The following is a 12,092-nucleotide window of genomic DNA, read 5'->3' as shown; positions in this document are numbered from 1 at the left end:
ATGTCAGTCGGGTGACCGAAACGTGCCGTCGACGACCGTGACGACGCGGCCGCCGATCCAGGTCGTGCCGTCTTCGTCGTAGCTGACGAAGATGCGGCCGTCGCGGCCGATCGCCGTGCCCTGGCGGGCCGTATACGACGGGCCGGGGCGGCGTGCCTGGCGCGTCAGCAGTCCGGCCAGCGCGGCGTTCGCGCTGCCGGTGACGGGGTCCTCGCCGGGCGTGCCGAACTGGCCGCCCGTCATCAGGCAGCGGATCTCGAACGTCGCGGGGCCGCCTTCGGCATGCGGCGCGTAGGCGGCGAGGCCGTCCACGCCGTAACGCCGGGTGAGCGCGGCCAGCGCGGCCAGATCGGGCGACAGGCCGATGCACGCATCGGCCGACTTCAGCCGCACGACCAGCCACGGCGCGCCGTTGTCGACCGCGCACGGCTCGGCATCGAGGTCGAGCGCGTCGCTGCGCAGCGACGCGGCCAGTACCGCGTAGTCCGAACGGTCGAGCGGCGTGACGCGTGCCGGCGGCGCGGCGAACGCCCAGCCGTCGGCCTGCTCGCGCAGCGCGACCCGGCCGACTCCGCACTGCTGGATCAGCCGGCCCGGCGTGCGCGGCCGCGCGCCGCTTTCGAGGAACGCATGCGCGGTGCCGAGCGTCGGGTGACCGGCGAACGGCAGTTCGCCGCCCGTCGTGAAGATCCGCACGCGATAGTCGGCTTCCGGATCGGTGGGCGTGCAGAGAAACGTCGTTTCCGACAGGTTCGTCCAGCGGGCGATCTCGAGCATGGCGTCGTCGCCGAGCGAATCGGCGTCGAACACCACGGCAAGCGGATTGCCCTTGAACGGCGCCGACGTGAACACGTCGACCTGCTTGAAACGAACGAGACGGCCGGACATCGCGATGCGCCCGTTACGCGACTTCGGCGATCAGTTCGATCTCGACGCACGCGCCGAGCGGGATCTGCGCGACGCCGAATGCCGAGCGCGCATGCTTGCCCGCGTCGCCGAACACTTCCGCGATCAGCTCCGACGCGCCGTTCGTCACGACGTGCTGTTCGGTGAAGTCGAGCGTCGAGTTGACGAGGCTCATCAGCTTGACGATGCGCGTGACCTTGTTCAGGTCGCCGGTGTGCGCGTGCAGCGTCGCGAGCAGGTCGATCGCGATCGAGCGGGCGGCGGCCTTGCCGTCTTCCGTTTGCAGATCCGCGCCGAGCTTGCCGGCCCAGACCTTGCCGTCCTTCTTCGCGATGTGGCCCGACAGGTAGACCGTATTGCCGCTTTGCGCGCTCATCACGTAGGCGGCAGCCGGGGCGCCGGCGGTCGGGAGTTCGATGCCGAGCGATTTCAGTTTGTCGTAGACGTTAGCCATGTGTTCGATTCCTCGTAGAGAGTCGTGACAGGAAAAAGGGGATCAGAGGCGCTCGCGCAGCAGCTTGCCGAGGCGCGCGACGCCTTCCTCGATCTTCTCGGGCGGCACCGTCACGAACGACAGGCGCAGCGTGTTCTGCTGCGCGTTCTCCGCGAAGAACGGCGCGCCCGGCACGAAGGCGACGTGGTTGTCGACGGCCGCGGCGAGCAGCTTCATGCTGTCGATCTGCGCGGGCAGGTTCACCCAGATGAACATCCCGCCTTCCGGGCGGTTCCACGTGACGCCTTCCGGCATGTGGCGCGCGAGCGCGCCGAGCATCGCGTCGCATTGCGCGCTGTAGAGCGCGCGGATCGTCGGGATGTGCTCGTCGAGGAAGCCGTCCTTGATCACTTCGTGCGCGATGCGCTGCGTGAGCGTCGGCGTGTGCAGGTCGGTGGCCTGCTTGGCCTGCACGAGCTTGAAGTGGAGTTCCTCGGGCGCGATGATGTAGCCGATCCGCAGGCCCGGCGCGAGCACCTTCGAGAACGTGCCGAGGTGCACGACGTGGTCGGGCGCCATCGACAGCATCGTCGGCAGCGGCTCGCCCTGGTAGTTCAGCGCGCCGTACGGATCGTCCTCCAGCACCGGGAACGGGCTCGTCTGCGCGAACGCGGCGAGCGCGCGGCGGCGCTCGACGGGCAGGCGGCGGCCGGTCGGGTTCTGGAAGTTCGGCTGCGCGTACAGCAGGCGCGCGCCTTGCGTGAGTCCGGGCGTGAGGCCTTCCGGCAGCAGGCCCTGCTCGTCGGTCGGCACCTGCACGTAGCGCGGCTCGTACAGCGAGAACGATTGCAGCGCGCCGAGGTAGGTCGGCGTTTCGACGAGGATCGGGCTGTTCGGGTCGATCAGCGCCTTGCCGAGCAGGTCGAGCGCTTGCTGCGAGCCGGTCGTGATCAGCACCTGCGACACGCGCACGCTGTAGCGCTCGGCGATCCATTCGCGCAGCGGCAGGTAGCCTTCGGTCGCGCTGTACTGGAGCGCGGCGGCCGGCGCGTCGCGCAGCACGCGGTCGGCGGCGGCGCGCATGCGTTCCGCCGGGAACGTCGCGGGGGCGGGCAGGCCGCCGGCGAACGAGATGACCTCGGGGCGTTCCGTGACCTTCAGGATCTCGCGGATCGCAGAGCTCGTCAGCTTGCGGGCGCGTTCGGAAAGCTGCCAGTGCGGCGGATGCAGGTCGCTCGGATTCATAGTCTCCTCGTTCGGATATCGTGGTCAGTCAAGAAAGGTCGTTCGGGCGAATCGCTTCGACGCCGCCGGGTGGGCGAGCGCGAACGCGATGAAGCCTTCGCGGCCGGGTGGGCAAACCGATCAGGCAAAACGTCCATTATGGCGCAGCTGTTCAGCCGGCGCGAGCGGGACGCGGGGCCGTGGCGACCGCCGAGCGGCGCCCGAGCACCACGGTCGCGATCACGGCGGCCGCGAACAGCCACGTCGACGACGTGACCGTTTCGCCGAACAGCAGCGCGGAAAAGGCGATCGTGAAGAAAATCTGCAGCAGTTGCACCTGGCCGACCCGCGCGATGCCGCCCATCGCGAGCCCCGCATACCACGCGAAAAAGCCGATGAATTGCGAAAAGAGGGTCACGTAGCCGAACGCGAGCCACGTGCGCAGCGCGAGCGGGCCCGGATGCGCGGCGTGCTGCATCCACGCGAGCCAGCCGACCGGCAGCACGAGGAACGGCGCCGACACGACGAGCGCCCAGCAGATCACCTGCCAGCCGCCGATCTGGCGCGCGAGGCGCGCGCCTTCCGCATAGCCGAGCGCGCCGATGCCGACCGCGACGAGCATCAGCGCGTCGCCGGCCTGCACGGTGCCGCCGCCGTCGCGCAGCGCGAACGCGATCACAAGCGCGCTGCCGGCCACCGCGCTGGCCCAGAACGCCTTCGACGGCCGTTCGTGCGACAGCCAGGCCGCATACAGCGCGACGAACAGCGGCTGCAAGCCGTTGACCACCGCGCCGTGCGAGGCGGGCACCGATTTCATCGCCCAGGCCGAGAACACCGGATACGCGATGATCACGCCGGCCGACGTGATCGCGAGGCTTTTCAGTTGCGCGCGGCTCGGCAGCGGCTCGCGGCGCCACCACAGCAGCAGGCCGGCCGGCACGGCGGCGGCGAGCGCGCGGCCGAGCCCGTTGAGCAGCGGATTGAGCTCGGATACGACGATGCGCGTCATCGGCAGCGTCAGGCTGAAGATCATCACGCCGATGAGGCCGAGCAGCATGCCCCGGGTTTCGCGCGAATTCATGTCGTGGGTGTCTCCGTCGTGCAGGTCGTTGTCGTCGGGAAAGCGGCGGGGCGGTCAGCGCAGCGTGCGTGCGCCGTGCGGCGTGTCGAATTCGGCGGCCAGCGCCGGCGGACCGTCGGTCGATTCGAGGTCGAGCAGGTGCGCGGCGCCGAGCCAGTCGAGTTGCTCGCGGACCGTATCCGCGTGCGGGTGGGCGCCCTTGAGCGCCTTCAGCGCGACGCCGTCGGCCGGCAGCGATTCGGCCGGATGACGCGGGCTGTCCCACTGGATCAGCGACGGCACGAGGCCGTCGCCGGCGCCTTGCCATGCGGGGAAGCTGCCGTCGTCGGGCACCGTGAGGCCCCAGCTCAGGTCGCCGCGCCGCATCGCGACGACGGGCGCGATGCGCGCCGGGTACTGGCGCTGCCACAACGCAAGCTGGCGCGGACGGTCGACGCGCGCCACCCAGTGCGCGAGAAACGGGCCCTGCGCGAGCCGCGCCTGGAGCGCCGGATCGTCGAGCCCGAACAGCCGCGCGCGCGGCGGCTTCGCGCCGTCGTCCGGCGCGGGCGCATCGGGGTCGATCGCGATCACTTCGAGGTAGAGCCCGCCCCACGCGCCGAACAGCGCATTGTGGGTCCGCATCAGCGGATGGCGGCCGCCGCCGGCCGGCTCGATGCCGAGTGCGTCGGCGACATGGCGCACGCCTTCGTCGAGGGTACGCGCGGCAATCACGAGATGGTCGAGTGTCAGGGAGCGGGCTGGCATGAGCGTCGGTCGGGAAGCGAAAGTGTCATGGTAGGCGGACGGCGGGCCGGGCGGGGGCCGGACCGGCCGGCGCACCGGCGGCGAAGCGGGCCGGCGGGCGCAGCGCCGGGTGCGGCGGGGCCGCAACGGCGGCCGCACGATCGCCATTCCGGTCAACTGTAATCGTCGCTACCGGCACAGTAACGGTACAATCGGCGCGATAGCCTTCGGTACAGTTGGAGCTGCCGCCCATGTCCACCGTCCCACTCGCCCAGATTCCCGCGCCGCACGACACGGCCACGCTCACGCTCGTCGACCAGCTGGTCCAGTGGGCGCGGCGGCGTATCGACGAACGCGTGTTCCGTCCCGGCATGCGCATGCCGTCGATCCGCAAGCTCGCGCTCGACAAGAGCGTGTCGCGCTTCACCGTCGTCGAGGCCTACGAGCGCCTCGTCGCGCAGGGTTACCTCGACTCGCGGCGCGGCTCCGGCTTCTACGTGCGCGAGCGCACGGGCGCCGGCCCGCAGCCGGCCGACAGCGTCGCGCGGGTGGCCGAGGCCGCGCCCGTGCACAACACGATCGACGTCGTCTGGCTGCTGCGCAACATGCTGCATACCGTCAGCCCGGAGAAGGGCCCCGGCCTCGGCTACCTGCCGGGGCGCTGGCTCGACGGCGAGCTGATCACCGGCGCGCTGCGCGCGCTCGGGCGCCAGTCGGGCGCGCAGATGCTCGGTTTCGGCACCGCGCAGGGCTTCCTGCCGCTACGCCAGCAACTGCAGACGCGTCTCGCCGAAGTCGAGATCGGCGCGAAGCCCGAACAGATCGTGCTGGTGTCGGGCATCACGCAGGCGATCGACCTGATCTCGCGGATCTACATGCGCCCGGGCGATGCGGTGATCGTCGGCGATCCCGCGTGGTTCCAGATGTTCGGCCGTTTCGCGGCGCAGGGCGCGCAGCTCGTCGGGATGCCGTATACGCCCGACGGCCCCGACCTCGACGCGCTCGAAACCCTGGTGCAGATGTGGCGGCCGAAGATGCTCGTGATCAATTCGGTGCTGCAGAACCCGACCGGCACGTCGCTGTCGGCCGCGCAGGCGTTCCGGATCCTCAAGCTCGCGGAGGCCTACGATTTCCTGGTCGTCGAGGACGACATATACGGCGACCTGTGCCCGCCCAGCTATCCGGCCACGCGCCTCGCGAGCCTCGACCAGCTGAAGCGCGTGATCTATCTCGGCAGCTATTCGAAGACGCTCGCGGCGAACCTGCGGGTCGGCTACGTCGCGTGCGCGCCGGAGATCGCGAAAGCGATCACCGACCAGAAGATGCTGGTCGGGATGACCACGCCCGAGCTCAACGAGCGCGTGTTGTACAAGATCCTGACCGAAGGGCATTACCGGCGCCACGTCGAGCGGCTGCGCGCCCGGCTCGACGGCGTGCGCGACAAGACCGCGCGGATGCTCGAGCGCACCGGGCTCGGGCTCTTCACGATGCCCGCGGCCGGGATGTTCCTGTGGGCCGACACGGGCGTCGATTCGGACGCGCTCGCGGCGGTCGCGCACGAAGCCGGCTTCCTGCTGACGCCGGGCAGCTTGTTCTCGCCGCAGCAGTCGCCGTCCACGTGGATGCGCTTCAACGTCGCGAACTGCGGCGATCCGGCGCTGCCGGGGCTGCTGGCGAGCTATATCGACTCGGCGGTGCGGCGCGCGTCGTGACGCGGCGCGGCGCGGCAAGGCCGGCTCTTGAAATTGTCCGAGCCGTCCCCAGATACGCGCGCAAACCGCCGGCGCCAGGCGGTCGTCCCACACGGGCCGTCCCAGACGCGCCGTCTTTCGCGGGGCCGCTGGCATCGCGCGCCGGGCGCCGGCGTCACCCCTTTTCAGTTCAAGTAAGAGGAAACAGCATCCATGGCACACGAAACGATGAGCTTTCAGGCAGAGGTCAAGCAACTCCTCCACCTGATGATCCATTCGCTCTACAGCAACAAGGAAATCTTCCTGCGCGAACTGGTGTCGAACGCGTCCGACGCGGCCGACAAGCTGCGTTTCGAGGGGCTCGCGGACAACGCGTTGTACGAGAACGACCCGAACCTGCGCATCCGCATCGGCTACGACAAGGCCGCGCGCACGATCACGATCGACGACAACGGTATCGGCATGAGCCGCGACGAGGCGATCGCGAACCTCGGCACGATCGCGCGGTCGGGCACCAAGGAATTCTTCACGAAGCTGTCGGGCGACCAGCAGAAGGATGCGGCGCTGATCGGCCAGTTCGGCGTGGGCTTCTACTCGGGCTTCATCGTCGCCGACAAGATCACCGTCGAGACGCGCCGCGCGGGCCTGCCGGCGAACCAGGCCGTGCGCTGGGAAAGCGCCGGCGAGGGCGACTTCACGATCGACGCGATCGAGCGCGCGCAACGCGGCACGACGATCACGCTGCACCTGCGCGAAGGCGAGGACGACCTGCTGTCGTCGCACCGCCTGAAGTCGATCATCCAGAAGTACTCCGACCACATCGCGCTGCCGATCCTGATGCGCAAGGAAGAGTGGGATCAGGAAAAGGGCGAAATGGTCCTGAAGGACGAGGACGAAACCGTCAACCAGGCGAGCGCGCTGTGGACGCGTTCGAAGAGCGACGTCACCGACGAGCAGTACACGCAGTTCTACCAGCACATCGCGCACGATCACCAGGATCCGCTCACGTGGACGCACAACCGCGTCGAGGGCCGCAGCGAATACACGCAACTGCTGTTCGTGCCGGCGCACGCGCCGTTCGACCTGTGGAACCGCGACTATCGCGGCGGCCTGAAGCTGTACGTGAAGCGCGTGTTCATCATGGACGACGCCGAGCAACTGCTGCCGCAATACCTGCGCTTCGTGAAGGGCGTGGTCGATTCGGCCGACCTGCCGCTGAACGTGTCGCGTGAAATCCTGCAGGAAAGCCGCGACGTGAAGGCGATCCGCGAGGGCGTGACCAAGCGCGCGCTGTCGATGCTCGAGGAACTCGCGAACGCGGAAGAGGATGCCGGCAAGGAGAAGTACAAGACGTTCTGGGGCGCGTTCGGCCAGGTGCTGAAGGAGGGCCTCGGCGAGGATCACGCGAACCGCGAGCGCATCGCGAAGCTGCTGCGCTTCGCGTCGACGCACGGCGACACCGACGCGCAGGACGTGTCGCTCGCCGACTACGTGTCGCGCATGAAGCCCGAGCAGAGCAAGATCTACTACGTGACCGCCGATACCTGGCAGGCCGCGAAGAACAGCCCGCATCTCGAAGTGTTCCGCAAGAAGGGTGTCGAGGTGCTGCTGCTGACCGACCGCGTCGACGAATGGATGCTGTCGTTCCTGCACGAATTCGACGGCAAGCCGCTCGCGAGCGTGGCCCGCGGCGATCTCGATCTCGGCGAGCTGAACGACGAGGAGAAGAAGGCACAGGAGCAGGCCGGCGAGGCGATCAAGCCGGTCGTCGAGAAGATGAAGGAAGCGCTCGGCGACAAGGTGAAGGAAGTGCGCGTCACGTTCCGCCTGACCGATTCGCCGTCGTGCCTCGTCGCGGACGACAACGACATGAGCGGCTATCTGCAGCGGATGCTGAAGGCGGCCGGCCAGAACGCGCCGGCGATGCAGCCGATCCTCGAGATCAATCCTGAGCACGCGCTCGTGAAGCAACTGAACGCCGACAGCGCCGATTTCGGCGACTGGTGCCATCTGCTGTTCGATCAGGCGCTGCTGGCCGAAGGCGGCATGCTCGACGATCCGGCGAGCTTCGTGAAGCGGACCAACGCGCTGCTGCTGTCGCGCGCCGCGTGAACGCGCGCATGCGATTCGACGGCGCCCAGGCCGGCTGGCGCGAGACGCCGCGGCCTGGCTGCACGCTCGACCAGCGCGACTGGCTGACGCGCGGCGGATCGCTGACCGCGCATCTTGCGCGGCTCGGCCGCGTGAACGTGCGCGTGACGCGCGAGGCCGTCGATTCGCCGTGGTTCGACGAGCCGGACGCGCTCGCCAGTTCGCCGCGCGCGCCGATGTGGGTGCGCGAGGTGATCCTGTCGGTCGACGGCACGCCGTACGTCGCCGCGCACAGCATTGCGCCGCTCGCGGCCAGCAAGGGCGTGTGGCAGGCCATGCGGCGGCTGCGCACGCGGCCGCTCGCGGAGCTGCTGTACAGCGATCCGCAGGTCGAGCGCTCGGCGCTCGTGAGCCGGCGCGTGATCGCCGGTCATCCGCTGTATGCGCTCGCGAGCCATGCATTGCAGGGCGCGCGTGCGCCGCATGCGTTTGCCGCGCGCCGCTCGGTGTTCCAGCGTCACGGCAAGCCGCTGATGGTCACCGAGTGCATGCTGCCGGCGCTGTGGCGCCATCTCGCCGCGCACGGCGACGGGCCGCGGTCGGTCGGGCCGCACGGAGGCGCGTGATGCTGCAGGGCTTTCCGCCGGTCGTCGCGCCGCATACGCACACGATGATTCTCGGCAGCTTTCCGGGCGAGGCGTCGCTCGACGCCGCGCAGTACTACGCGCATCCGCGCAACCAGTTCTGGCGGCTGCTCGGCGCGGTGCTCGGCGAGCCGACGCTGCATGAACTGCCGTACGACGCGCGGCTCGCGCGCGTGCTGTCGCACGGCATCGGCATCTGGGATGTGCTCGATGCGTGCCATCGTCAGGGCAGTCTCGATTCCGCGATTCGCAATGCGAAGCCGAACGACTTCGCGTCGCTGCGCGAGCATGCGCCGTTGCTGAAGCGCGTGTGCTTCAACGGCAAGACGGCGGGGCGGTTCGCGGACGTGATCGGCCAGGCCGGATACGAGACGCTCGTGTTGCCGTCGTCGAGCCCGGCGAATGCGATGCTGTCGTTCGAGCAGAAGCTCGCGCAGTGGCGCGCGATCGCCGTTCGATAGCGTCGCGTCGGAGCGTCGCCGCGCTAGCCGGGCGACTGTCGTACGGCAACCGAGGTTCTCGCGTCAGCCGCGCGCGGATGCAAGGCGCGGTAGACGATCAGGATCAGCAAAATCGGCAACAGGACGGCACCCGGTTGTCCCATCGCGGGCTTGAACACGAAGAAAAACGAGAGGCCCGGCAGGACCCACGCCAACGTCATGACCGCATGGTCCACCCGCCCGAGCGCGCGGGTTGCCCGGTCGTACCTGCACATGTAAATGATCGCGAGCAGCAGCCACGCAAAATCGTAGTAGACGAGGTACGGCTGCGTCAGCAGCGTCGCAACGATCGCCGCCGCCGCGCAAAGATCGGCATGCTTCTTCCTCGCCCATAGACCCGCGGTCGCAACGACGGCCGGTATCGCGACGGCCGCCTGCACGGCAAAGGCGGTCGGCAGGCTGGCGCCCGACCGTCGCGACATCGCGAACGGCGTCGGCATCGCGTTCCAGATTCCGCCGGCGTTGTTCGCCAGGATCAAGTGGCTGAACCACGACAGCGTGTCGAAAAAACGCATCCACGGCGGCACGCCGAGCACCAGCGCGCTGACTGCGCAGAACAGCGCGGCCGTGACGGCCATCGCGCCAACCGCGCGGACATGTCCACCGCAGAGGAACAGCACCGGGAACAGGAGCGCGAGCTGCGGCTTGATGACGAGCAGGCCAGCGCATACGCCGGCGGCGACCGGACGTCGTTCGAGCCATCCCAGCGCGCCGGCGGCGCACGCCAGGGTCAGCAATGAATTCTGGCCGCAGATCGTCGCGACCCAGATGCCGGGGAACGCGACGAGCGCGATCCACGGCAGCGGGCGATCCTTCATCGCGAGCGTGCACGCCGCCAGCGCGACAGCGATGCCGATGCCGACGAACAGGCCGTACGAAGCGGCGTAGGGCAGCAACGCCAGCGGGTACACCAGCAACTGGAAGGTCGGCGGATAAACCCACGGCGCGGCGATCCGCGCGGGCGGCCAATCCGGCAGCAAGCGGGCTTCCGCCGCGAACATCTGATGAAGGTCGAAGGCAGCGAGCGGCCCGCTGTGGAGCGACACGAAGGACGCGCTCCAGAAAACCCGGAAGTCGATGCCGGGAGGCGGCACGCCGGGGAGATGCAGCACCCAGCACGAAAATGCCCAGATACCCAGCAACGCGAGCTGAAACAGCAGGATGGCCGCGCTGTACAGCACGAGCCGCTCTCGGGAGAGCCATCCCCGGCGATCTGGCGATGCGTGGTCCGTCGCAGTGTGCGTCATGGCCGCTATGAGCCTCCCCGAATGCCGTTTCAGTTTGGCATAGGTTCGGTCGACCGAACGGCCTTTTTATTGCAAGAAAGTAAATGACCGGTCACGTCTGCGAATCAGGCTGGCGGGTTCGTGGATTTCGACGGTCGTCGTATCAGCAGTCGAATGGACTGGGACATCGGCACGTACCGGCCGCAGGCACGCATGGCGCCCGTCGCGCGCCGTTGCCGGCGACGCTCAATCGTCGTTGCCCCAGCGCCACCGCGGTCTCTCGCCCTTGATCCAGCACACCGCGGTGAGCGGGGCGACCAGCACCACGATGCACGCGCCGTACGCGACCGGCGAGCGTTGCGGCGGCAGCAGCCACGCGCTCGCGACGATCCCGAACGCGAACAGCAGCAGCACGACCCAGCCCTGCCACGCCACCGGCAATCCCCATCCCCAGCCGTAGCGCTTCGCTGGAAACCAGATCTTCCTGTCGTTCGAGGTCATGCGCGCTCCCGTGATCCGCAAGTGCAGCGTAGCGCCGACGTGATTCGGCGTCACGCAGGGCCGCGCGTTCGTCGCGGCCTCCGTCTCCCACCAATGCTATCCTCTCGTCCGCTCATCCAGCGTCACCCAGCGAGATTCAATCATCATGACCCGACTGATCAAGCGCGCGTCCGCCGAGGCGCGCGCGTTCAAGCAACGCAAGGCGTCCGCCTACAACGGCTCCGAAAAACTCCAGCCGCCGCGCGTGAAGCGCCGCCCGGACATCGACGAGCACGACGACGTGCCGGTGCTCGAAGCGCCGCGCAAGCCGCGCTTCGCGCCCGTTACGTTCTCCGAAGAAGGCGGCGTGCGCTTCCTGCACTTCGGCACCGAGTGGGTGCAGGGCGCGATGCGGATCTCGAAGCCGCTGCACATCGAGCTTGAATACGCGCAGCAGATGATGGCGTGGCTGCTGTTCCTCGAAACGCCCGAGCGGATCGTCCAGCTCGGGCTCGGCACCGGCGCGCTGACCAAGTTCTCGCACCGTTTCCTGCCGCACGCGAAGGTCGAGGCCGTCGAACTGAACCCGGCCGTGATCGTTGCCGCGCGCACGATGTTCGCGCTGCCGCCCGACGACGCGCGCCTCGTCGTGCACGAAGCCGACGCCTGGGACTTCGTCAACGATCCGGCCAACCGCGGCACGACCGGCGCGATCCAGATCGACCTGTACGATGCGACCGCGCGCGGCCCCGTGCTCGACAGCGTCGCGTTCTACCGCGCGGTGCGCGGCTGCCTGGCCGATGCCGGCATCGCGACGATCAACCTGTTCGGCGATCATCCGAGCTTCGTGCGCAACATGAAGCACCTGAACGCGGCGTTCGATCACCGCGTGATCGCGCTGCCCGAAGTACACGACGGCAACCGCATCGCGATCGCGTTTTCGGGCCCCGCGCTCGACGTGCCGTTCGCGCAGCTCGACGCCCGGGCGAAGCTGATCGAGGACACGCTGAAGCTGCCCGCACGCAAGTGGGTGAAAGCTTTGAAAGCAACGACCGGCGCACGCGACACCGCGTTCGCGATCTGACGCCGG

At 68.7% G+C, this 12,092-nt stretch carries 12 protein-coding genes; 5 read left to right on the top strand and 7 right to left on the bottom strand.

Going from position 1 to position 12,092, the window contains the following annotated elements:
• Nucleotides 1-3: 3 nt before the first annotated feature.
• From H0X90_RS10495 to H0X90_RS10475, 5 genes are all read right to left on the bottom strand, one after another.
• Nucleotides 4-888 carry a PhzF family phenazine biosynthesis protein gene (locus H0X90_RS10495; RefSeq protein WP_077188890.1) on the bottom strand — a complete coding sequence of 295 codons (885 nt, stop codon included), beginning with the start codon at nt 886-888 and terminating at the stop codon, nt 4-6.
• 13 nt (nt 889-901) lie between these two features.
• Nucleotides 902-1,360 carry a RidA family protein gene (locus H0X90_RS10490; protein WP_006478174.1) on the bottom strand — a complete coding sequence of 153 codons (459 nt, stop codon included), beginning with the start codon at nt 1,358-1,360 and terminating at the stop codon, nt 902-904.
• Between the two features lie 42 nt (nt 1,361-1,402).
• Nucleotides 1,403-2,584, bottom strand: coding sequence for a PLP-dependent aminotransferase family protein (locus H0X90_RS10485; protein ID WP_006497073.1), 1,182 nt, complete (start codon nt 2,582-2,584; stop codon nt 1,403-1,405).
• 151 nt (nt 2,585-2,735) lie between these two features.
• Nucleotides 2,736-3,644 (bottom strand): DMT family transporter, encoded by a 909-nt coding sequence (locus tag H0X90_RS10480; RefSeq protein WP_006497072.1) that lies wholly within the window; start codon nt 3,642-3,644, stop codon nt 2,736-2,738.
• A 54-nt stretch (nt 3,645-3,698) separates the two neighbouring features.
• On the bottom strand, nt 3,699-4,391 hold the full coding sequence (locus H0X90_RS10475) for a VOC family protein (protein WP_060266993.1): 693 nt from the start codon (nt 4,389-4,391) through the stop codon (nt 3,699-3,701).
• A 230-nt stretch (nt 4,392-4,621) separates the two neighbouring features.
• On the opposite strand from H0X90_RS10475, the gene H0X90_RS10470 reads away from it, so the two are divergent.
• The 4 genes from H0X90_RS10470 (at nt 4,622) to H0X90_RS10455 (ending at nt 9,257) form a co-directional block, all read left to right on the top strand.
• Nucleotides 4,622-6,082: a PLP-dependent aminotransferase family protein gene (locus tag H0X90_RS10470; protein WP_006483766.1), complete on the top strand. Its 1,461-nt coding sequence runs from the start codon at nt 4,622-4,624 to the stop codon at nt 6,080-6,082.
• 192 nt (nt 6,083-6,274) lie between these two features.
• Nucleotides 6,275-8,173: a molecular chaperone HtpG gene (gene htpG, locus H0X90_RS10465; RefSeq protein WP_006497068.1), complete on the top strand. Its 1,899-nt coding sequence runs from the start codon at nt 6,275-6,277 to the stop codon at nt 8,171-8,173.
• Between the two features lie 8 nt (nt 8,174-8,181).
• The gene (locus H0X90_RS10460; RefSeq protein WP_006497067.1) at nt 8,182-8,778 is read left to right on the top strand and encodes a chorismate lyase; all 597 of its coding nucleotides are present in this window, start codon (nt 8,182-8,184) and stop codon (nt 8,776-8,778) included.
• Nucleotides 8,778-9,257, top strand: a complete 480-nt coding sequence (locus H0X90_RS10455; RefSeq protein WP_006490664.1) for a DNA-deoxyinosine glycosylase — start codon at nt 8,778-8,780, stop codon at nt 9,255-9,257. Before H0X90_RS10460 ends, H0X90_RS10455 begins: the two co-directional genes overlap by 1 nt.
• A gap of 23 nt (nt 9,258-9,280) precedes the next feature.
• On the opposite strand, the gene H0X90_RS10450 is transcribed toward H0X90_RS10455, so the two are convergent.
• Together H0X90_RS10450 and H0X90_RS10445 are read right to left on the bottom strand one after the other, a co-directional pair.
• Nucleotides 9,281-10,477 (bottom strand): glycosyltransferase family 87 protein, encoded by a 1,197-nt coding sequence (locus H0X90_RS10450; RefSeq protein WP_077188891.1) that lies wholly within the window; start codon nt 10,475-10,477, stop codon nt 9,281-9,283.
• A 291-nt stretch (nt 10,478-10,768) separates the two neighbouring features.
• Nucleotides 10,769-11,023 carry a hypothetical protein gene (locus H0X90_RS10445; protein ID WP_077188915.1) on the bottom strand — a complete coding sequence of 85 codons (255 nt, stop codon included), beginning with the start codon at nt 11,021-11,023 and terminating at the stop codon, nt 10,769-10,771.
• A gap of 145 nt (nt 11,024-11,168) precedes the next feature.
• On the opposite strand from H0X90_RS10445, the gene H0X90_RS10440 reads away from it, so the two are divergent.
• Complete coding sequence (locus tag H0X90_RS10440) at nt 11,169-12,086, top strand: spermidine synthase (protein WP_034201486.1); 918 nt, start codon at nt 11,169-11,171, stop codon at nt 12,084-12,086.
• Nucleotides 12,087-12,092: the final 6 nt, after the last annotated feature.

Origin of the sequence: Burkholderia sp. 9775_39 (genome assembly GCF_015712225.1) — a bacterium.
Taxonomy (GTDB): Bacteria; Pseudomonadota; Gammaproteobacteria; order Burkholderiales; family Burkholderiaceae; genus Burkholderia; species Burkholderia cenocepacia.
The sequence above is the reverse complement of the archived record's forward strand: the minus strand, read 5'-3'. Positions and strand labels throughout refer to the sequence as shown.

Excerpts from the sequence above, each read along its gene's own strand:
- htpG (WP_006497068.1), top strand. The coding sequence starts at position 6,275 with ATGGCACACGAAACGATGAGCTTTCAGGCAGAGGTCAAGCAACTCCTC.
- H0X90_RS10490 (WP_006478174.1), bottom strand. The coding sequence starts at position 1,360 with ATGGCTAACGTCTACGACAAACTGAAATCGCTCGGCATCGAACTCCCG.
- H0X90_RS10455 (WP_006490664.1), top strand. The coding sequence starts at position 8,778 with ATGCTGCAGGGCTTTCCGCCGGTCGTCGCGCCGCATACGCACACGATG.
- H0X90_RS10460 (WP_006497067.1), top strand. The coding sequence starts at position 8,182 with ATGCGATTCGACGGCGCCCAGGCCGGCTGGCGCGAGACGCCGCGGCCT.
- H0X90_RS10445 (WP_077188915.1), bottom strand. The coding sequence starts at position 11,023 with ATGACCTCGAACGACAGGAAGATCTGGTTTCCAGCGAAGCGCTACGGC.
- H0X90_RS10475 (WP_060266993.1), bottom strand. The coding sequence starts at position 4,391 with ATGCCAGCCCGCTCCCTGACACTCGACCATCTCGTGATTGCCGCGCGT.
- H0X90_RS10485 (WP_006497073.1), bottom strand. The coding sequence starts at position 2,584 with ATGAATCCGAGCGACCTGCATCCGCCGCACTGGCAGCTTTCCGAACGC.
- H0X90_RS10480 (WP_006497072.1), bottom strand. The coding sequence starts at position 3,644 with ATGAATTCGCGCGAAACCCGGGGCATGCTGCTCGGCCTCATCGGCGTG.
- H0X90_RS10470 (WP_006483766.1), top strand. The coding sequence starts at position 4,622 with ATGTCCACCGTCCCACTCGCCCAGATTCCCGCGCCGCACGACACGGCC.
- H0X90_RS10495 (WP_077188890.1), bottom strand. The coding sequence starts at position 888 with ATGTCCGGCCGTCTCGTTCGTTTCAAGCAGGTCGACGTGTTCACGTCG.
- H0X90_RS10440 (WP_034201486.1), top strand. The coding sequence starts at position 11,169 with ATGACCCGACTGATCAAGCGCGCGTCCGCCGAGGCGCGCGCGTTCAAG.